20 protein-coding genes are annotated in these 19,970 nt (G+C 63.6%); 7 read left to right on the forward strand and 13 right to left on the reverse strand.

Going from position 1 to position 19,970, the window contains the following annotated elements:
• Positions 1-67: 67 nt before the first annotated feature.
• The 8 genes from endA to BW940_RS14935 form a co-directional block, all read right to left on the reverse strand.
• The gene (gene endA, locus BW940_RS14900; RefSeq protein WP_076610003.1) at positions 68-1,123 is read right to left on the reverse strand and encodes a tRNA-intron lyase; all 1,056 of its coding nucleotides are present in this window, start codon (positions 1,121-1,123) and stop codon (positions 68-70) included.
• A 155-nt stretch (positions 1,124-1,278) separates the two neighbouring features.
• The gene (locus tag BW940_RS14905; RefSeq protein ID WP_076610004.1) at positions 1,279-2,055 is read right to left on the reverse strand and encodes a PDDEXK family nuclease; all 777 of its coding nucleotides are present in this window, start codon (positions 2,053-2,055) and stop codon (positions 1,279-1,281) included.
• A gap of 65 nt (positions 2,056-2,120) precedes the next feature.
• The gene (locus BW940_RS14910; protein WP_076610005.1) at positions 2,121-2,351 is read right to left on the reverse strand and encodes an Lrp/AsnC family transcriptional regulator; all 231 of its coding nucleotides are present in this window, start codon (positions 2,349-2,351) and stop codon (positions 2,121-2,123) included.
• Positions 2,352-2,407: 56 nt separating this feature from the next.
• Entirely contained in the window at positions 2,408-3,106 is a 699-nt protein-coding gene (locus tag BW940_RS14915) for a hypothetical protein (RefSeq protein ID WP_076610006.1), read from the reverse strand.
• 174 nt (positions 3,107-3,280) lie between these two features.
• Positions 3,281-4,414: a helix-turn-helix transcriptional regulator gene (locus BW940_RS14920; RefSeq protein ID WP_076610007.1), complete on the reverse strand. Its 1,134-nt coding sequence runs from the start codon at positions 4,412-4,414 to the stop codon at positions 3,281-3,283.
• A 111-nt stretch (positions 4,415-4,525) separates the two neighbouring features.
• Positions 4,526-4,774 carry a hypothetical protein gene (locus BW940_RS14925; protein WP_076610008.1) on the reverse strand — a complete coding sequence of 83 codons (249 nt, stop codon included), beginning with the start codon at positions 4,772-4,774 and terminating at the stop codon, positions 4,526-4,528.
• A gap of 128 nt (positions 4,775-4,902) precedes the next feature.
• On the reverse strand, positions 4,903-5,619 hold the full coding sequence (locus tag BW940_RS14930; protein WP_076610009.1) for a DUF4382 domain-containing protein: 717 nt from the start codon (positions 5,617-5,619) through the stop codon (positions 4,903-4,905).
• 480 nt (positions 5,620-6,099) lie between these two features.
• Positions 6,100-6,558 (reverse strand): hypothetical protein, encoded by a 459-nt coding sequence (locus BW940_RS14935; protein ID WP_084776783.1) that lies wholly within the window; start codon positions 6,556-6,558, stop codon positions 6,100-6,102.
• A gap of 260 nt (positions 6,559-6,818) precedes the next feature.
• On the opposite strand from BW940_RS14935, the gene BW940_RS14940 reads away from it, so the two are divergent.
• On the forward strand, positions 6,819-7,412 hold the full coding sequence (locus BW940_RS14940) for a DJ-1/PfpI family protein (RefSeq protein ID WP_076610011.1): 594 nt from the start codon (positions 6,819-6,821) through the stop codon (positions 7,410-7,412).
• A 231-nt stretch (positions 7,413-7,643) separates the two neighbouring features.
• Positions 7,644-8,321 (forward strand): HAD family hydrolase, encoded by a 678-nt coding sequence (locus BW940_RS14945; protein WP_076610012.1) that lies wholly within the window; start codon positions 7,644-7,646, stop codon positions 8,319-8,321.
• A gap of 24 nt (positions 8,322-8,345) precedes the next feature.
• Here the strand turns inward: BW940_RS14945 and BW940_RS14950 are convergent, their stop codons facing one another.
• The 3 genes from BW940_RS14950 to BW940_RS14960 all read right to left on the reverse strand — a co-directional run bounded on the left by BW940_RS14950 (position 8,346) and on the right by BW940_RS14960 (position 11,970).
• Positions 8,346-10,703, reverse strand: a complete 2,358-nt coding sequence (locus BW940_RS14950) for a DEAD/DEAH box helicase (RefSeq protein ID WP_076610013.1) — start codon at positions 10,701-10,703, stop codon at positions 8,346-8,348.
• A 78-nt stretch (positions 10,704-10,781) separates the two neighbouring features.
• A complete protein-coding gene (locus BW940_RS14955) occupies positions 10,782-11,381 on the reverse strand; it encodes a hypothetical protein (RefSeq protein WP_076610014.1) in 600 nt (199 codons plus the stop codon).
• A gap of 73 nt (positions 11,382-11,454) precedes the next feature.
• The gene (locus tag BW940_RS14960; protein ID WP_076610015.1) at positions 11,455-11,970 is read right to left on the reverse strand and encodes a PH domain-containing protein; all 516 of its coding nucleotides are present in this window, start codon (positions 11,968-11,970) and stop codon (positions 11,455-11,457) included.
• A 168-nt stretch (positions 11,971-12,138) separates the two neighbouring features.
• Between BW940_RS14960 and lipA the strand changes: the two genes are divergently transcribed.
• The 5 genes from lipA (at position 12,139) to lpdA (ending at position 18,508) form a co-directional block, all read left to right on the forward strand.
• Positions 12,139-13,101: a lipoyl synthase gene (gene lipA / locus BW940_RS14965; protein WP_076610016.1), complete on the forward strand. Its 963-nt coding sequence runs from the start codon at positions 12,139-12,141 to the stop codon at positions 13,099-13,101.
• A gap of 179 nt (positions 13,102-13,280) precedes the next feature.
• On the forward strand, positions 13,281-14,387 hold the full coding sequence (gene pdhA / locus BW940_RS14970; protein WP_076610037.1) for a pyruvate dehydrogenase (acetyl-transferring) E1 component subunit alpha: 1,107 nt from the start codon (positions 13,281-13,283) through the stop codon (positions 14,385-14,387).
• 1 nt (position 14,388) lies between these two features.
• Positions 14,389-15,387, forward strand: a complete 999-nt coding sequence (locus BW940_RS14975) for an alpha-ketoacid dehydrogenase subunit beta (RefSeq protein WP_076610017.1) — start codon at positions 14,389-14,391, stop codon at positions 15,385-15,387.
• A 1-nt stretch (position 15,388) separates the two neighbouring features.
• Positions 15,389-16,984 (forward strand): 2-oxo acid dehydrogenase subunit E2, encoded by a 1,596-nt coding sequence (locus tag BW940_RS14980; RefSeq protein ID WP_076610018.1) that lies wholly within the window; start codon positions 15,389-15,391, stop codon positions 16,982-16,984.
• An 84-nt stretch (positions 16,985-17,068) separates the two neighbouring features.
• A complete protein-coding gene (gene lpdA, locus BW940_RS14985; protein WP_076610019.1) occupies positions 17,069-18,508 on the forward strand; it encodes a dihydrolipoyl dehydrogenase in 1,440 nt (479 codons plus the stop codon).
• 51 nt (positions 18,509-18,559) lie between these two features.
• Here lpdA and BW940_RS14990 read toward each other — a convergent pair whose 3' ends face one another.
• The gene (locus BW940_RS14990; RefSeq protein ID WP_076610020.1) at positions 18,560-18,856 is read right to left on the reverse strand and encodes a DUF7521 family protein; all 297 of its coding nucleotides are present in this window, start codon (positions 18,854-18,856) and stop codon (positions 18,560-18,562) included.
• Complete coding sequence (locus tag BW940_RS14995; protein WP_076610021.1) at positions 18,853-19,230, reverse strand: winged helix-turn-helix domain-containing protein; 378 nt, start codon at positions 19,228-19,230, stop codon at positions 18,853-18,855. The genes BW940_RS14990 and BW940_RS14995 overlap by 4 nt, the downstream gene beginning before the upstream one ends.
• Positions 19,231-19,970: the final 740 nt, after the last annotated feature.

Genomic DNA, 19,970 nt, shown 5'->3' on the forward strand with positions numbered 1-19,970 from the left:
GGAGACTTTTATAATTCCGTTCACAAGGGAGCGAGACGAAGCCGACTCGACAGCGACGCCGGTCTTTTCAGGGTGTCAGCCGCTCGATCGACCACCAGTCGATTGCGCCGTCGTCGGCGACGAGGGCGAACACCATCGTCTTGCGCACGCCGTGGGCCAGGCGCACGTCGAGGGCGAGGTCGCGTGGCTCGAAGACGTGGTCGTCGGGATGGACCCGAATCAGCAACTCGGAGTGACCGAGATTCTCGACGGACTCGACGTTCGCATACGTTCGGAAGTCCGCGCCGAACTTGTAGCCCGTCTTGGGGACGACGTCGCGCTCGCGCAGGGCAGTGTAGACCGCCAGCCGGCGGGTAAAGCGCTCGCCTTCGACTTCGCGGCCCCGTTTTCGGACTGTCTCCGGCTCGAGGTCGATCACGCCGCGTTCGGCGAGAGACGCCGCCTCGAGCAGCGAACACTGGAGCGTCGGCTCGTCGTACTCCCGCCCCTCGAGCGGCTGGCCGTAGAAGCCGCGCTCGTAGAGGTCGAGCGGGGGCTCCCAGACGACAACGCGGTCCTCGAGCAGGTCGGCGTTACAGCCCTCGGGCAGCGCCGCCGTCGACGAGCCCGAGGGATCGCGCTCCGAGACCTCGAAGTAGGTAATCTCGCTCTCCTCGTCGACGACGGCGAGCACGCCGGCCTCGAGTTCGGCCGTCGGCACGTCGGTTCGCTCGCCAAGTACCCGCAGGGCGTACTCGATCTCGCCGTCGCTGGGGCCTTTGCCGCGCGGGAACACCGCGAAATCGGTCTCGCCTTCGGGCGGGTCGGCGATCCAGGGTTCGCGGGCCGGCGAAAGGTAAAAGCCACGCTCTCGTAGGTCAGCGTAGACGAGGAATCGGACGCCGAACTTTTCGCCGGGTTCGCGGGCCATAAATGAGCGGAACTCGAGTCGCTCGCCCGACTCGGTGACGACGGCCGCGAGGTCGCCCCGATAGAGCAGGTGGGCCGCCTCGACGGGTCCGAGCGCGATCTCGTTTCCCTCGAGCGGATAGCCATACCCCCGTGAATCGTGATAGCGCTGGCGTGCGTCGCCGCCCACGCGGATGACGCCTGCCGCTTCGTCGAACCGCCCCTCGAGTGTCATACCCGGGCGTTGGCTGTCCGGAACTAAGTGACTGCGGATCGGTTCTCACTCGATTTTGTGACTCGCGGCTTTCGTGAGCAGAGTCCCACCCACCGAAAGTGGCTGGTCGGGTGGCTGTCGTTCGATGGCTGGGTCGGTCAGCAGAGGGAAATCGGTCAGTCGTCTGCCGCCGATTCGGCCTCGAGTGTCCCCTCGAGCGCTCGCTCACAGGTCGCGTCGAGACAGCGGGTGCCGCTTTGTGTTTCGAAGGTAGGCAGCCCACAGCCGCAGTCGCCGGTGACGATGCCGGCGGGGATCGCGAACCCGGTGTCGCACTCGGGGTAGTGCTCACAGCCGGCGATGAGCCCGCCCCGCCGAAGGATTCGCAGGTCGCCGTCACAGCCCGGCTCTGGACAGTCCCACTCGCGGTCGAACGCCTCCCGGACCGCGTCGTCGAGTGACTCACAGCTGCGGTCGATACAGACGTCGAAGGCGAGGCCGCGCTCGACGCGCATCCGCGGGAGGCCACAGTCACAGTTACACTGCTCGTCGCGGATCGTCGCATCGGCCGGGATGCCATAACGGTTCCCGCAGTCGATACAGTGGACGTCACCTGACCGGATGAGCGTGCCGCCACAGTCCGGACACTCGCCGACGGGCGTCCCAGCCGCCGACGCCGGGTAGTGGGCGAAGCCGTCCTGATCGTGGGCAGCGATCCGCAGCGTCTGGGTGTCCTTTTTCGCGACGAGCGTGAAGTCGTTTGCCCGGTCGCTCGAGACGCTGTCTGCTCGAGTCAGCCACGCCACGGGCTGATAGCCGTCGACATCGTGAACCAGAACGGTGTTGTCGGGCTTGACGATCGTCGTCACTCGGCCGCGATACTCCGTGCGGTCGGCGCCGTCGGTGATAACGGTACAGTCGCCCGCGAGCACGCGGATCGCGTCGTCGATCATGGGCCGTCTGGCCGCGCTTTCGTATGTAAACCCGCGGCTGCTCGAGCCGCGTCGACCGGGACGGCTCAGTCGAGACAGACGTACGTTCGCGTCGCCCCGACGCCCTCGAGGGGCCGAACGGATTCGGTGATCGTCGCGAGAATCGCTTGAGTATCGTCGCCTGCTAACTCGACGATGACGTCGAAATCGCCCGCGATGACGTGGGCTTCGACGACGCCGTCGGTACCGTGCAGGGTCTGACAGACGTCTTCGGCGGTTCCAGTTGCCGTGTCGATTGTCGCATACGCGTGGGCCATCCTACTGCGCTACGGTACCAATGAGCAAAAAACGGCCGTGCGACTGCGGCCACTGTTCAGTTTTCGGTCGCCGTCGCGACGGTATCGCGTTCGCTATTGTCGTCCCGGTCGTCGGCTTGCCCCTCTCCGGGACGGGCGGTCGAGTCAGCGGGTGTACGGTCGTCGGTCGTCGATCGATCGATGTCGTCGCCGGTGATCGAGCGAGCGATCGCCGCTGTCTCCGGCCCGCCGCGTTCGCCGGCGCGGTCTCTGAGCGCGCGGATCGCTTCGACGTCGACATCTTGGTCATCGAGTGCGTCCTCGGGGAGTTCCATTGCGACCGTCTCGGCTGCTGCAGCCTGCCGTTCAACAGTCCGCATCTCAGCGACGATCGGCGCGACTTCCGCCTGATAGCGGCCCTCGCCGAGTTCGCCGGTGTTGCGGGACTCGTTCAACCCCGCGAGTCGATCCTCGAGTGCCGTCTGGCGCGCTTCGCTCGCGTCGAACTGGTCGGCGACGACGGCAGCTTTCGCTTCGTCCGACGCTGCGTTCGCGATTCTGACTTCGAAGGTCCGTTCCGAGACGTCGCCGTTGATCTCGGCGTTCTGGACGCCGACGGCGGCGGCGAACCGCTCTCCGGGGGCGATCGATTCGTTCCCCGCGCCGGATTCGGATTGGACACTACTACTCGGGACGGCACTCGCCGCTGCGAGCGGAACCGCGACCGTCGCGACGACGAGTATCGCTGTCAGCGTGATCGATGTGGTTCGATTCATTGGTGGCTGTTGTATTCGTTCACTAATATACGCTCGAGACGATGACCCTGTTTCAACGACCGTTAACCCGATTCAACGCCGTTTTCGACCCGCCGTTGTCCGGCGATTTCGTCGGTTTGATCGGGGCGTTGGCGCTCGTCCGATCGAATCCGTAGCGTCCCGGTACTGTATCTGTCATTCCGTTCCGTCATGTCCGGCCTCCGCCGTCACCCCGTCGTCCGCGTCGGGCAGCGAGAGCACGTTCTCGCGGCCGAGGCGGAACGACTCGAGGTCGCCCTCCTCACGCAGTCCGCTGACGACCTTGCTGGTTTTCGCGTCGGTCCAGCCGAGTTCCTCGACGGCCGTTTGCTGTTTCATCCGCCCGCCGTTGTCTCTGACGAGTCGGAGGACCCGTTCTTCGTTGCTGAGCAGTTCCGTTTCGGCGGGTTCGGTCGGACTCGAGGCCGTCGATTCATCGATCGCCGAGGCCGTCGTGGTCGCGGTATCCGTGCTGGCTGCGGGGGCAGATCCCGACCCAGAGCCGGAATTCTCGTCTCCGCTGGCCGATCGATCCGCCGTCGGATCGCGGGTTCGGTACCACCAGACGCCGACGGCACCAAGGCTGAGTGCGACGACCGCAGCTCCTGCGAGCGTCGCCGTACTCGGCCCGCCTCCGGCAGTGACGACGACCTGGGGTTCCCCGTCGATGAAGTCGGTCTCGCCGCCGCGCCAGATCACTGCGTGCTCGCGTTCCTCGTCCGGGTCGGGCGTAGCCGAACGCAGTTCGTATCCATCTGGCCATGCGACCAACAACCGCGTCCCGTCGTCGATGTAGATCCCCTCGATGGCGTCGCCCGCGTGGATCTCGTCGGCCTCGACGGCACCGAACCCGTGCCAGCGGAACGTGTATCTGATGACGCCATATTCGCGTGCGAACGACTGGCGCTCGGCACTCACGCTGTACCCCTCGGCGGACATCTCACGACCCGTGGCGTCGCTCGCCGCGACGACCGTCTCGTTCATCCGGTCGGCGAACGACTGCGTGTGATTGTCGGGGTCGTTCCGAATGTCCTCCTGGAGCGATTCGAACGCCGTCGTGCTCTCCTCGTCGTCCAGCCGAACCCAGAACTCGAGGGTCCACTCGGCGGTCCCGTTCTCCTGGAGCGTGACGTCCATTCGGACCTCGTCCGCGTCGAGTTGGTCCTGCTGGAGTGTAAACGGCGCTGACTGGTCCTGATCGACGGCTGTCGGTCCACTTGCGGCCGCAATCGGCCCCATCCCGACCAGAAGTACCGCGACGACGATTGTCAAGCCGACGCGAACGTTCATACGAGTCAGTACCTGCCACCTCCATTAAACCATGCGAAACCCATAGCACGCGTTTGTAGCAGCTCTGTCGGCTCTGTAATCCATATTCGATTGAAATGTGTTGGCTGAAATTTAGCTCCCGTCGGTGTTCGACCCGGCTGCGTCACCACCGGGGGTGAGGCCTCGGACGGTCTCACCGAGTGCTTCGAGCGCACCGCCGATGAAGTCGGCGATCGCTCCGAGAATGTCGGAGACGAACTCCGGGACTGGGTCCGGAAGGTCGTTCGGGGGGCCGTCAGCTGGCTGTGCCGCCACAGTACCTGTTGCGCTGACGAGGAGCGCAACCGCAATCGCGATCGTGAGTATCGTTCGTTTCTGCATCACGAATAGATGAAGGATATTCACCCACATTAACCAGTCAGTCCGTCAACCGGATTTGCCCCGATTTGCGCCGAATAGTGGTCGTTTTCGAGCGATCCGGGACCGTCACGCACCGTGAATCCAGACGGTTACTCGTCTTCGGAATTGTCGGTATCGGTTTCCGAGTCAGTGGTGTCGTCCTCGCTGTCCTCGTACACGACCCGCGTCCCCCGTGCGACCGGCTGCAAGAGATATCGGTTCCGCTGGCCCTGACGAACGGGTGTAAAGTCACCGACGAACGTGGTCCGCTGGTTCGGTCGAATTTCGAAGCGCTCGTTGAACTGCAGCGGTGCGTTTCCGGGCGTCGAAACCTCCGCGTCGCCGTCTTCTTTCAGTTCTCCCGCAACGTCGGTCACGTCAAGCTGGAGATATTCGTACGTTTGAGCTGTGAGCTCTCGTTCGTCGATCAGCTGTGTGTTCTCCCCCTGGAGTTCCACGAGGTCAGCCTCCTGTGGCTCGTCGAATTCGTGGTACTCCCTGCGCTCGTTCTGATCGATGTCCTCCTCGTCCTGGTCGTCCGTTTCGTTTCCGTCAGTCTCGGCGTCTTCGTCTGCGGTCTCGTCAGTCTCGGCTTCACCCTCCTCGGCTCGAGGTTTGATCCAGATTCCCTGAATCGTCACGACACAGGACTCGAAGTCTGCGATGTCACCGGGCTGGTCGGTAACCTGCGTTCCGAGCGTTCCTGTTTCAACTGCGTCGTCATCGCTGCCGCTGAGACAGCCACTGAGCCCGACCGTACTGCCAGCCACAGCGCCGCCGGCTAATTTGAGATAGTCGCGTCGGTCCACGTCGTCGATTGGATTCATTACACTCGCGTAGAATCAGTATTTACTGATATACCCTGAAGATGATTAGTCCGATTTTGGTATCGTTGATACCGTTTTTCTCCGTTCACTACCCGCTGTGGCACGGCAATTCGATAAAACAGTAGCTTGCGTGATGGGGTTGTCGCTCGAACCCGATCGTCCAGTCGGTCGATATGCGGAGGCGTCAGCGGGGTGGTGTCAGTGGCGAAAAATGGCAGCGAAGACGTGATTCAGGTACCCGGCATGCCGAGTGCCGAGACCGGGCCGATGCCAACCAACTCGAGGAACGCCCAGACCAGTGTCCAGCAGCGCGGTTGACACCGCGCGGGCGTCGTCTCGAGCGCTCGAGGCGACGTGGTGCTGGCGTGGATGGCGACATCGCCGATCAGCAGGCTCCGGCGAACGTCAGAAACCGCTCCTCGAGGCCGATGGCCATCGACGGAGTGAGTGGGGGCAGAGAATGATCAGTCCTGAGACGAGTTAGTCGTCGTCCGACTTGTCTCCGTCGTCGTCGGCCTCGCCGGTGCCGTCGGTAACGTCGCCGCTTTCGTCAGCAGTCTCGTCGTCCGGCGTCTCCTCGCTGATCGCATCGCCGAGCGGGCTCTCGAGGGCACCGCTCAGGAACGACGAAATTCGGTCGTGGATCGCGGAGACGTGATCAGGGACCTGGTCGGGGAGGTCGACGTTCGGGCCCTGTTCACTCCGTTCGTCGGCAGCGCCGTTGCCAGCGGCTCCATTCGCGCTTCGGTCAGTGCGTTCGTCTGCGTGTTCCTCTTCGGTCGTGTTCTCGGCATCTGTCGCGTTCTCAGTGTTTGGGTTGTCGGTACTGTCTGCACCTGCGTCTACGGACGCGGGTGCGTTTCCGGGTGCTGCGGCGGCGAATCCGGTTGCCACGAGCAACACCGCGAAGACGGCTGCGATAAGCGTTGTTCGGTTCATAGCGTGCATCCGATTCTGGGTGGTTCGACCGACTTGAAGGGGGGATGCCGTGAACGCGGTTTTCGACGGTTTGCCTCCGTTTCTCGGACCATTTTCGTTGCTTTGTCTCCCGTTTGACGCGGATGGAACCGGTGTGCCACGCCGTATCGACGAACCACGGGGCCTCGCCGCAGCGCGCGCTCGCCACCACGACGATCGTCAGGTTGTGTCACCAGCTAGCTAGACACAACGAATTTCCCCACCGTCCGTGATACTCGGACATGGTCGAGACGACTGCAGAAATCGTGCTGTTCGACGGCTTCGACGAACTCGACGCGATCGGCCCCTACGAAGTGTTCGAGAACGCAGCTCAGTTCGGCGCGTCACTCGAGACGTCGCTGGTCACACTCGAGGAAACCGATCTCGTCACTGCCAGCCACGACCTGCGCGTCGAACCGCAGGGGACGCTCGACGAGCCCGACATCCTCATCATCCCCGGCGGCGGCTGGACGACGACGGGTGGTGCTCGAGCGGCTGTCGAGAACGGCGTCGTGCCCGAGGCGGTCAACGACTGCTACACAGCGGGGGCGACGGTCGCGTCGGTCTGTACCGGTGCGATGATCCTCGCCGAAGCGGGACTGCTCGAGGGCCGGCCTGCTGCAACCCACCCGGTTGCCGTGGACGACCTCGAGGCCCACGCTGGACGGGTGGTCGACGAGCGGGTCGTCGACGACGGCGACGTGTTGACTGCGGGTGGGGTCACTTCCGGCATCGATCTGGCGCTGTGGCTTGTCGAACGGGAGTTCGGCGCGGATATCGCAACTGAGGTCGCCGACTTGATGGTCCACGAGCGCCGCGGCGAGGTGTTCGGCTAATTGGAGTCATCTCGAGGACGCTTCCCGCTGGCAGCGATGAGTTCCACGTCCTCCCCAACCGATTCGCTCGCGAGACTCGCTCATCCCTCGCACGGTTTCATCGGCTGGCCTCGTCTCACTCGACCAGCCGATCGCGTGCGCCACAGCCAAGAGTCCGAACGAGCCAATCCCGACCAAATCCCGTTGCACCATGCCAAACGGCTATCCGTGGCGACCGGGTAGCCCGCTCACATGCACGCAGTGTTGTTCGATATGGACGGCGTCATCGTCAACAGCGAGGACTACTGGGTCGAGTTCCAACGTGAGGAGATCCTCCCCGCGGCCGTCCCCGACGCGGACGTCGACGTCGCCGAGGTCAGCGGAATGAACTACCGCGAAATATACGACTATCTCGAGGCCGAGTACGGCACCGATATCTCCCGTGAGTCGTTCGTCGACCGCTTTGCCGACGCCGCCGAGGAAATCTACACCGAGCACGTCGACCTGCTCGATGGCCTCCCCGAGTTGCTCGCGGAACTCGAGGATCGAGGCGTCGAGACGGCGATCGTCTCCTCGTCACCCCACGACTGGATCAATATCGTCCTCGAGCGCTTCGACCTCGAGGACGCGTTCGATTACGTGATCAGCGCCGACGACATCGACGGGGCGAGCAAGCCCGAACCCGACGTCTTCGAGTACGCGGCCGCCGAGGTCGGCGTCGAACCCGAGGCGTGTCTCGTCGTTGAGGATTCCGAAAACGGGGTCGAGGCAGCCGCACGCGCCAACACCACGGTTGTCGCCTACCGGATCGATGCCCACGACGGGATTGACCTCTCACCGGCCGACGTCGTCGTCGATTCGCCTGCCGAGCTTCGAGAGACGATTCTCGAGGCCGTCGAGAGCGACACAGCAGCGCAGTACACCGACTGACAGCGGGTCGAAAAACGAGGGGTCTCAGACGACGTCGACGGTTCGGGACTCCTCAAGTGGCACCAGCGGCTCCTCGGGGATGGCGACGCTGACGGTAAACTCGAGGGTGTCCGCGTCGGCCCCGAAGACGCCGACGGGAAGCGTCTCCGTGTCGCGAAGATACGTGCTCGTACTGCTCATCTCGACCCCGTTGACGGTGACGCGGATGCCGGCGCGTGCGGGTTCGCCGACGTTGCGGACCGTCACCTCGCGGACGTCGTTCTCGCCTGTCGCGATCGACTCGGGGAACGCCCCCCAGTCGACCTCGAGGACGGGCAGCGACTGGGCTCCTTCGTAGACCCGTTCGGCGACGCCTTCCGAGAGGCCGGCGTCGATGAGGCCCTCGAGGCCCGCTGCCACGACGTCTTCTGGGGTCGAGATCCCTTCCGTCGCGAGTTTGCTCGCCCGCCCGGGGCCGACGCCGTCGATGGCCGTCAGCCCCACCGCGTCCTCGGCGACGCCATTTTCGATCCGGGCTTCGACCCGCCGGGCGAGGTTCGCCGCGTGGGGGTCCGCGAGTCGGTCGAGAAACGCCCCCAGCGCCGAGATGAGTCGCGTCGCGTTTTGTCGGATGACCCAGGCGTCACTGCGCAGTTCCGACGGCGTCGAGCCGCTTGCCGCCCCACGCAAGATCGCGAGCACCTTCCGCTGGCCGGCCTCGAGGTCGCCCGTCTCCTGACCGACGAGGACGGCGTTGATGGCATCGCGTTCTGACTGACGGGCCGACACCGAGTCGAACTCGCCGGCAGTCGCGACGGCCTCGAGGATATCTGCTGGCTCGAGCGTCGCACCCGCATCGACGCGATCACACAGTTCAGCGAACGTCGCGGCCGTCTCGAGGCGCAAATAGTACTTCGAGGCCAGCACGCCCCGTGGCGTCGCCTCGATCGAGAGGTTCTCGCCGGTCTCGACGAAGCCCCGATCGACCAGTCCCTCGAGGCAGTCCCGGACACGCTGGCGGAGGTTCGGAAAGTCGTATTCGTCGGGTTTGGACTGCCCGCGGACGTAATAAAAGGTCGTCTCGAGCCAGTCCATCACGTCCTCGAGATCGGTGATCGTCCCCATCGCGATCTCGGCGTTGAGGTGGGTCTCTAAGGTTTCGGCGAGGCGGGACTCGATCTCCTTGCCGTCCCGAAGCAGTTGACGGTACTTGTCCGCATCCGACCCGTCACAGACGACCCAGCCGTAGCCGACGTCGTCGTAGCCGGGCCGTCCGGCGCGGCCGAGCATCTGGAGGACATCGAGCGGACTCATGTCGACTTCGCCCTCGAGTGGGTCGTGGTGCTTCGTGTCCCGAATCACGACACAGCGGGCGGGGAGGTTGACCCCCCACGCGAGCGTCGACGTCGAAAACAGGAGTTCGATGTGGCCCTCTTTGAACCACTGCTCGACGAGGTCGCGCTCGTCTTTCGAGAGGCCGGCGTGGTGGAACGCGACGCCGTCGAGCACCGAGTTGCGCAGTGTGTCGTTGTCGAGTGCCTCCTTCGATTCTTCGTGGAAGTCGATATCGCCCCGAACGCCCATCGGGATATCGCGTTCGGCGATCTCGTCTCTGGCTTTTTCGGCCGCGCGGACGGTATCCTGCCGGGAGGAGACGAACACGAGCGCCTGCCCGTCCTCGCGAAGGTGGGGTTCCGCGATATCGAGCGCGCGGTAGAGGCGGCGGTACTTGTCCGCAAACGAGTTCTCGCCGTGGGTGTAGGTCTTGACGCCCGCGTGTAAGTCGACAGGGCGGTACTCGTCGCCGAACTCGAAGGTGGTCTCCTCGGGGGCATCGAGCCACGCCGCGACGTCGTCGACGTTGGGCATCGTCGCCGAGAGCGCGACGACGCGGGGCGCACAGAGCCGTCGGAGTCGGGAGACCGTGACCTCGAGGACCGAGCCTCTGCGGTCGGCATCGAGCAGGTGCACCTCGTCGATGACACAGACGTCGATGTCGGTGACGAAGTCGTAGCGTCGCGAGTCGTGTTTGCGGGTCGCCGAGTCGAGTTTTTCGGGCGTCATCACGAGGATGTCCGCGCGTCGCGCGCGCCGCGGGTTCAGATCCCGCTCGCCCGTGACGACGTACACCGAGTAGTCGAGTTCCTCGAAGCGGTCCCAGTCGTCCTCCTTTTCGTTGGTCAGCGCCCGCAGCGGGGCGATAAACAGCGCCGTACCGCCGTCGGCGAGCGCCTTACAGATCGCCAGTTCGGCGAGGGCCGTCTTGCCCGACGCCGTCGGCGCGCTCGCGACCACGTTTTCCTCGGAATCAAGCAGCCCTGGCAGTGCCTCGCGTTGCATTCGGTTGAACTCCTCGAAGGCAAAAGCGTCGGCGAACTCGGGGAGAACCTCGGCGACCTCCATCACACGAAAGCGGGGCGTGGCGGGTCAAAGGCGTTTCCTTCGCGGTCGCGGAGACGGACGACGTCCGTGTCCGTCTGACTACCGCGCGTTGAATACGGCAGCGAGCACGGCCCCGGCGGTCGCGAACACGAGCGGGTAGAGTACCCCGCCGAGGACGAGTGCGGGGGCGAACTCCGGCGCGATCGACCCGGTCGCTGCAACACCGAACACTTCGATTTCGGTGCTCGACTCGGCGACGAGTGCACCGAGAGCCATGACGACCGCGTAGCCGAGCGTTACCGGCGCACCGACGACCACGGCGTCGCCGAGATCCGTGACGTCCCACTGAACGGCCAGGATCGCCCCGATCGTGAGCAACACGAGTGGCGGAATCACGTACAGCAGATCGGCCCCCGAAGCGCTCGACTGTGCGATGAAGTCGACGGTGCTCGAGCCGCCAAACGAGCCGAACGCTCCGCTGGCTTCAACGTCGACCATGTGGGCGTTATAGAAGTACCAGGCGACGCCTTTCCAGTCGGCAACATCGTCGCCGAAGGCCTCGCGAACCTCACTGACGATCAGCACGTACGTCACGAGATAGCCGATCGCCGCGGCCAGCACGCCCAGTCCCGCACTCGCCGCGACGCTCGAGCCGCGCGATACCGCGTTGTCGTTGGGTGCCGTTTGCTGTGACGCCATCGTACCGACTCTCGAACAGGGTTGGTCGTATGGGTTTTGTGGTTTGCCGTGCTGAGACGGCGCTCGAGGTCGATCAGACCACTGATTCGTCGCTCGTCGCCGCCTCGAGTTGGTCGCTCAGCAGTCTCGAGGCCCGCTCCGGATTTGAGACGCGCTCGAAGACGAGTTCGGGGTCGCCGGAACCGGCGGTGTAGACGGTCAGATCGCCGTAGCCGAGTGCGCGGCCGACGGCCGACTGGCTCAGGCTCGTGTTCTGGACGCGATCGAGGCGAAACTGGGTGACGTCTCTCGAGACGACGCCGTGTTTTTTGTACAGCTCCGTGCTCGTGATCACGTAGCGGGTGTTCGTCCAGACGAGATACCGGGCGAGCGCGAGGCCGATGCCGGCGACCGCGACGATGAGGCCGACGATCGTCAAGAGCCCGGCCTCATCGGTCACGGTCCAGCCGGTAAAGACGAGGCCAACGAGCGCGAGGCCAACCCCGGCCGGGAGGCCAAGTCCCATCGTAATCGGGTGCGGGCGGCTCTCCCAGACAACGTCCTCGTCGTCGCTGATATGGAACCAGTCGGGGGTCGTGCCAAACGCCATCGATACCGTCTAGGGGCGCCCACAGCCTAAAGCTATCAGGGGGCTACCCTGGGTAACCGCGGCATACTCCGGCCGATTCTCCTCGAGGGAGGGCGGCCCGTCCTCCTCGGCCGCAAGCGCGTCGCTGTAACCATCACGACTTTTGCCTGCGCAGCCCATTGTTCGGGTATGAGTAGCGCACGCAAGCCCGATTGGTTGAAGATGCGGCCACCGTCGGGCCGGGAGTTCGCCGGCATCCGGGAGACGCTGCGCGAGCGCAACCTCCACACCGTCTGCGAAGAGGCAAACTGTCCGAATCTCGGTGAGTGTTGGTCCGGCGGCGCTGGCACTGGCGAGGGCGACGGCGGGACGGCCACGTTCATGCTGATGGGGGATCGCTGTTCTCGAGCCTGTAACTTCTGTGACGTCCAGACCGGGGGGATGGAGCCGCTCGATCCCGACGAACCCGCAAACGTTGCCGAGGCGATCGCCGAGATCGGCCTCGACTACGTCGTCCTGACGAGCGTCGACCGGGACGACCTGCCGGATCAGGGCGCGGGCCACTTCGCGGAGACGATCCGCGAGATCAAGAAACGCCATCCAGGCATTCTCGTCGAAGTGCTCATCCCCGACTTTCAGGGCGAAGAGCACCTCGTTCGGAAGATTATCGACGCCGATCCGGACGTGATCGCCCACAACGTCGAGACTGTCGAACGCCTGCAGTTCCCCGTCCGGGATCGGCGGGCCGGCTACGAACAAAGCCTGGGTGTGCTCGAGCATGTCGAACGCGAGTCCGACATCTACACCAAAACCTCGATCATGCTCGGCCACGGCGAGTACGACCACGAAATCTACCAGACGATGGCGGATCTCCGCGAACGCGGGGTCGATATCGTCACCCTCGGGCAGTATCTGCGGCCCTCGATGGACCACCTCGAGGTGCAACACTACGACCACCCGGACAAGTACGAGACGTGGCGTCGCGTCGCCGAGGAGGAACTCGGATTTCTGTACTGTGCCAGTGGTCCGATGGTTCGCTCGTCGTACAAGGCGGGCGAACTGTTCGTCGACGCCATCTTGCGGGAGGGCAAAGACGTCACGGAGGCCAGAGCCGATGCGCGACGCGGACAGTCACCGCAGACGGAGTCCTAACGCGCCTGACTCCCGAACAAATAGAACTGTGGGCTTCCTTCCACTGATGTCCATAAAACCCCACTCATGACCGATGTTCTTCGATTGGGTGGCAAGAATCTCGCAAATAGTAAACTATTTTGGGAAACTCCTTTATCCTGAGCGATAGTTCGTTCGGGTATGGACAGGTGGGTCTCCCCGTGAGTACGATACAGCGCGACCCCCGAGAGCGAGTACAGATACTCGACGACTCCGGGCGGGTGCTCGAGGACGCCGAGGTGCCTGACCTCTCCGCGGACGAACTCGTCGAGATCTACGAGCAGATGCGACTGGTGCGCCACTTCGACGAACGTGCGGTAAGCCTTCAGCGCCAAGGGCGGATGGGAACGTACCCGCCCCTATCGGGACAGGAGGCCGCCCAGATCGGCAGTGCTCACGCACTGGACGTCGACGACTGGGTGTTCCCCAGCTACCGCGAACACGGCGTCGGGCTGGTTCGGGGACTCTCCCTCGAGCGAACCTTACTCTACTGGATGGGGCACGAACAGGGCAATTTCATTCCCGAGGACGCCAACATGTTCACCGTCGCGGTTCCCATCGCGACCCAGATCCCGCATGCGACGGGAGCCGCCTGGGCATCGAAACTCCGCGATGAACAGAAGGCGTTTCTCTGTTACTTCGGCGACGGAGCGACCTCCGAAGGCGACTTCCACGAGGGACTCAACTTCGCTGGCGTCTTCGATACCCCGACCGTCTTCTTCTGTAACAACAACCAGTGGGCGATTTCGGTCCCACGAGAGCGCCAGACGGCAAGCGCCACGCTGGCTCAGAAGGCCGAAGCCTACGGCTTCGAGGGCGTGCAGGTCGACGGAATGGACCCACTCGCAGTGTACAAGGTCACCAGCGAAGCCGTCGAGAAGGCAAAGAATCCGGACGACGACGAACTTCGGCCGACAATGATCGAGGCAGTGCAGTACCGCTTCGGGGCACACACGACGGCGGACGATCCCTCGGTCTACCGAGACGATGATGAAGTCGAGCGCTGGCGACAAAAGGACCCGATTCCGCGCCTCGAGACGTATCTGCGCAACGAGGGCATTCTCGATGACGACCGCGTCGAGGCGATCGACGCCCGGATCACCGAGGACGTGGCCGACGCGATCGATGCCGCGGAGTCGTACGAACGACCCGATCCCGAGGAAATCTTCGCACAAGTGTACGAGGGGATGCCCCGGCGCTTACAGCGCCAACTCGAGTACTTTGAATCGATCCGCGAACGCCACGGCGACGACGAACTTCTAGAATAACATGGCTGCAGAATCAGACGCACGATCGGAGAACCTCACGCTCGTACAGGCGGTACGAGACGGATTACAGACGGAGATGGAACGCGACGACGACGTCATCGTCATGGGTGAAGACGTCGGGAAAAACGGCGGCGTCTTCCGCGCGACGGAAGGCTTGTACGACGAGTTCGGCGAGAATCGGGTCATCGACACACCGCTAGCCGAGTCGGGCATCATCGGAACGGCGATTGGGATGGCCGCCTACGGGATGCGGCCGGTGCCGGAGATCCAGTTTCTGGGCTTTATTTATCCCGCGTTCGATCAGATCGTCTCCCACGCTGCGCGCCTGCGTACGCGCTCGCGCGGACGATACACGTGTCCAATGGTCATTCGCGCCCCCTACGGCGGCGGTATTCGGGCTCCCGAACACCACTCCGAGTCAACCGAGGCGATGTTCGTCCACCAGCCCGGCCTCAAAGTCGTCATCCCGTCGACACCCCACGACGCCAAGGGGCTGTTGGCGAGTGCGATCCGCTCGCCGGACCCAGTAATCTTCCTCGAGCCGAAACTCATCTACCGGGCCTTCCGCGAGGAGGTCCCCAGCGACTCCTACGAGGTGCCACTCGGCGAAGCGGCCGTCCGCCGCGAGGGGTCGGATATCTCCGTCTACACGTGGGGCGCGATGACCCGACCGACGATCGAAGCCGCGGAAAACCTCGCCGGCGAAATCGACGTCGAAGTGATCGATCTGCGGACGCTGTCGCCGCTCGACGAGGAAACGATCGTCGAGTCGTTCAAAAAGACGGGACGGGCCGCGGTCGTCCACGAGGCTCCGAAAACGGGTGGCCTCGGTGCCGAGATCGCCGCCACCATTCAGGAGGAGGCGCTGTTGTATCAGGAAGCGCCTGTCCAGCGGATTACGGGCTTTGACACGCCGTTCCCGCTGTACGCACTCGAGGACTACTACCTGCCCGAACCGGCCCGAATCGAAGACGGCATTCGAGACGCGATGGAGTTCTAACATGGTCAGAGAGTTCGAACTCCCCGACGTCGGCGAAGGGGTCGCAGAGGGCGAACTGGTTTCGTGGCTGGTCGAGCAGGGCGATGCGGTCTCGGAGGACCAGCCAGTTGCAGAGGTCGAGACCGACAAGGCCCTCGTCGAGGTTCCCTCGCCGGTCAACGGTACCGTCCGCGAGTTACACGTCGAGGAAGGCGAAGTCGTCCCCGTCGGGACGGTCATCATCTCGTTCAACGTCGACGGCGAGGATGATCTCGAGGCCGAGGCTGAACCGGAACCCGAACCCGCCGATGAGGCCACCGACGAGGCTACTGCCGGACGTCCCGGCGCAACTGGGGCCGAGGACGACCAGCTCGAGACACCTGACGATCGCGTGTTCGCGCCCCCACGCGCGCGACGGATGGCACGCGAAGCAGGGATCGACCTCTCGAGTGTCAAGGGCAGCGGCCCTGGCGGCCGGATCACCACGGCTGACGTCCGGGCTGCCGTCAGTGGTGGTTCCGGCGGCGAGCAGGCCCCGTCAGAACCGATGCCAACCGACGCGACGGCTGTCGACGACTCGAGCGATGCGGCCACGGCTGCCGGCGAGGCGGAGCGACCAGCCGCGCCCTCGAGTCCGACTGCGACGACGAAACCATCAGGGGAGGCGGAGTCCGCTGACCGCGAAAAGACCCTCGCCGCACCCGCAACCCGTCGGCTCGCCAACGAGGAAGGCGTCGATATCGATGCCGTCCCCGCAACTGCGGAGCGCGACGGCGAGGCGTTCGTCACGCCCGAGGCGGTTCGGGAGTACGCCGCCGCCCAGCAGCGGGCACAAGAAGCCGACAGGGACGCACTCGAGGCGGGCGAACCGGTCGGGGAGAAAGGGACCGAGTTCGCTTCCGGCGAACGCGAGCGTCGCGAGCCGTTCCGAGGCGTGCGCAAGACAATCGCCGACGCGATGGTCGAATCGAAGTACAGCGCCCCCCATGTCACCCACCACGACGAGGTGGACGTCACCGCCCTCGTCGAATCTCGCGAAGACCTCAAACTACGCGCTGAGGAGCAAGGCATTCGGCTGACGTACATGCCGTTTATTGTCAAGGCCGTGGTCGCGGCACTGAAGGAGTACCCCGAGATGAACGCGGTCATCGACGAGGACGCAGCGGAGATCGTCTACCGCGATTACTACAACATCGGCGTCGCCACCGCGACCGATGTCGGCCTGATGGTACCAGTCCTCGAGGACGCCGATCTGAAGGGCCTGCTCCAACTCTCTTCGGAGATGAACGAACTCGTCCAGAAAGCCCGCGAGCGGACGATCAGCCCCGGCGAACTCCAGGGCTCGACGTTTACGGTCACCAACGTCGGCGGCATCGGCGGCGAGTACGCTACGCCGGTTATCAACTACCCCGAGGCAGGAATTCTCGCCGTTGGCGAAATCAAGCGCAAACCGCGCGTGGTGATCGACGACGAGGGGACGGAGTCGATCGAGCCTCGATCCGTCCTGACGCTCTCGCTCTCGTTCGACCACCGACTGATCGACGGCGCGGTCGGCGCGCAGTTTACCAACACCGTCATGGAGTACCTCGAGAACCCACACCTACTATTGCTCGAGTGAGCGTAGAGTGACTCACCGCACTATGACCCAGCTACTACACATGAACCTTGATACACCGAATACGAGAACGGAGGTACCGAACTGATGGTCGTCGGCGACGTCACCACCGGGACGGACGTGCTGATCATCGGGGCCGGACCGGCCGGCTACGTGGCCGCGATTCGTGCCGGCCAACTCGATCTGGACGTCACGCTCGTCGAAAAGGACGCCTACGGCGGCACCTGCCTGAACTACGGCTGTATCCCATCCAAGGCGCTGATTACGGCGACGGACATCGCCCACGAGGCCGGCAATGCCGAGGCGATGGGCATTCACGCCGACCCCGCGATCGATCTCGCAGGGATGGTCGAGTGGAAAGACGGCGTGGTCGACCAGCTCACGAGCGGTGTCGAGAAACTCTGCAAAGCCAATCAGGTCACGCTCCTCGAGGGCACCGCCACGTTCGACGACGAACACACCGCCCGTGTCTCCCACAGCGGTGAGGGACAGGGATCCGAGACCCTCGAGTTCGAGAACGCAATCGTCGCAACCGGCTCGCGCCCGATCGAGATTCCGAACTTCGAGTACGACGACGAGCCAGTGTTGAACTCGCGACAGGCGCTGGCGCTCGACTCCGTGCCCGATTCGCTGGTCATCGTCGGCGCTGGCTACATCGGAATGGAACTCGCGGGCGTCTTCGCGAAACTCGGAACCGACGTGACCGTCATCGAGATGCTCGACTCGATTATGCCGGGCTACGACGACGATCTGAAACGGCCCGTCAAAAAGCACGCGATCGAACTCGGTATCGAGTTCGAGTTCGGCTACGCTGCCTCGGAGTGGCACGACCGTGACGACGGCGATGGCATCCGGGTCATCGCCGAGCCAGCAGCCGACGACGAAACAACGCCTCTCGAACTCGACGCCGAGATGGTCCTCGTCGCCGTCGGTCGCCAGCCCGTCTCGGACACGCTCGCCCTCGAGGACGCGGGCATCGAGACGGACGATCGCGGCTTCATCGAAACCGACTCGCGCGGACGGACGTCCGCCGAACACATTTTCGCTGCCGGCGACGTGGCCGGTGAGCCGATGCTCGCACACAAAGGCAGTATGGAAGGGAAAGTCGCTGCCGAGGTCATCGCCGGCGAGCCGTCAGCAATCGACAACCAGGCCATTCCCGCGGTCGTCTTTACCACTCCCGAAATCGCGACCGTTGGACTGACCGAATCCGAGGCCGAAGCGGACGGGTTCGAGACTGTCGTCGGAACGTTCCCGTTCCGCGCCAGCGGCCGCGCGCTGACGACCGGCGAAAGCGATGGATTCGTCAAAATCGTTGCTGAGGAATCCGACGGCTACGTCCTCGGCGCATCGATTGTCGGCCCCGAAGCATCCGAACTCGTCGCCGAACTCGGCCTTGCAGTCGAGTTAGGTGCGACCCTCGAGGACGTCGCGTCGACGGTCCACGCCCATCCGACGCTCTCTGAGTCGGTGATGGAAGCCGCCGAGAACGCTCTCGGCCATGCGATCCACACGCTGAATCGCTGATCCAGACGTCCGCACAAGTCGGCTCATACACCCACAGAGGACGGGTATCGTCTACTGGGCGTAGAGCGAGTATGCGATTACGAGAAAGCCAGCCAGCACGAGTAGACTCTCGAGTAAGATCCCGATCGCAAGCCGCACGCCAAGCAGTTCATACAACAGCCCGGCGAGGACGAGTCCGAGCGTCACGAGACCGAACCCGCCAGCGAGATACCCAAGCGCACGCTGTCGCGTTCGCCGGTACGCCTGGAACGCAAAGTATGTGATGACGCCACCGACCACGAGAACGAGCGTTTTGATGACTGCGAGCGCGAGCGCAACCTCGGTTACAGCGGTCTGGTGTGGGCTCATGTCTCTTTTCGCACCTCCGACCACAGCTCTGCCAGCCGCTCGTCTGCCGTCCGGGCCGGTCGTTCGATCTGGACTGCCAGCGTTCGATCCTCGTCTAACGTGAGCGTGATCTCGTCGAACGCGACTGCATACTTGCTCGCATGGTGGCCGTCCTGACGGATTTCGGTCGACTCCTCGAGCAACGTCGAGTCAGTCAGGAGTTCCAGCTTCCGATACAACGTTGATTGAGGTATTTCACACCGGTTTGTTAACTCAGCGGCCGTCATGGGCTCCTCGAGGTTCCTGATGATTTCGCGGCAGTCGGGATCGTCGAGCGCAGCGCAGATCTCTTCTGCAGACGGCGCCGACTCCGAATCGATCGGGTCCCGGACCATTGATCTGACCCTTACAACGCACGTGGTTTATCGGCATCGATGCGCTTGCCAGTCCACTACTGGTACTGACCTCTGTTTTTATCTTCTGGCGATCCAGTCACGAAGCCTTCTTGCGCCTGCACGCTCGAGTATGATCCACGCGGGTCTCATTCGGTCCGACCGCGTCTACAAGGGCGGGATGATCGACCGACCTCCGCCCGCGTGACATTCTACTCGCAACGCTCGACTACGCGAACTGATTCGTCCTCGAGCGCTTATCATGATCGTTGTCCAGCACGTTGTTCGCCTTTCCGAATTACGCCGTGAAAAACCATGCCATGACATCGGCTTTCGGATGACAGTTCATTCGACGGTCTTATACATGCACTCGGCATTCGATTGTAATGCAACCGACGTGGCGCACGTCGCCACGTCCTCCTGCCGTGTTCCGGCATGGAGACACACATCCCTTGGTAATGATCCATCGGATCACAAACGCCGTTCCGGATGCGATTTCCGGCGACGATTCGATCCGACGCCCTTAAGTGTATAAGGGGATTCGGATGTGAATGCAAAGAAGACGTGATCGACGGCCCGTTCAATCCGGTCCGTCATCTCGGGCGACTCGAGTCCGAAGGGGTTATGTACCCCAGACGGCTTAGAAACACGTCCGAAGGAAATGAGGATCCTACCCCTGCGGTCCGCCGTACAGATGGGATCTGATGTTAGCCTTGGTAGTTCGGTGACGCCTGATCGGTCGT

This window comes from Natronorubrum thiooxidans, assembly GCF_900156475.1.
Lineage (GTDB): Archaea > Halobacteriota > Halobacteria > Halobacteriales > Natrialbaceae > Natronorubrum > Natronorubrum thiooxidans.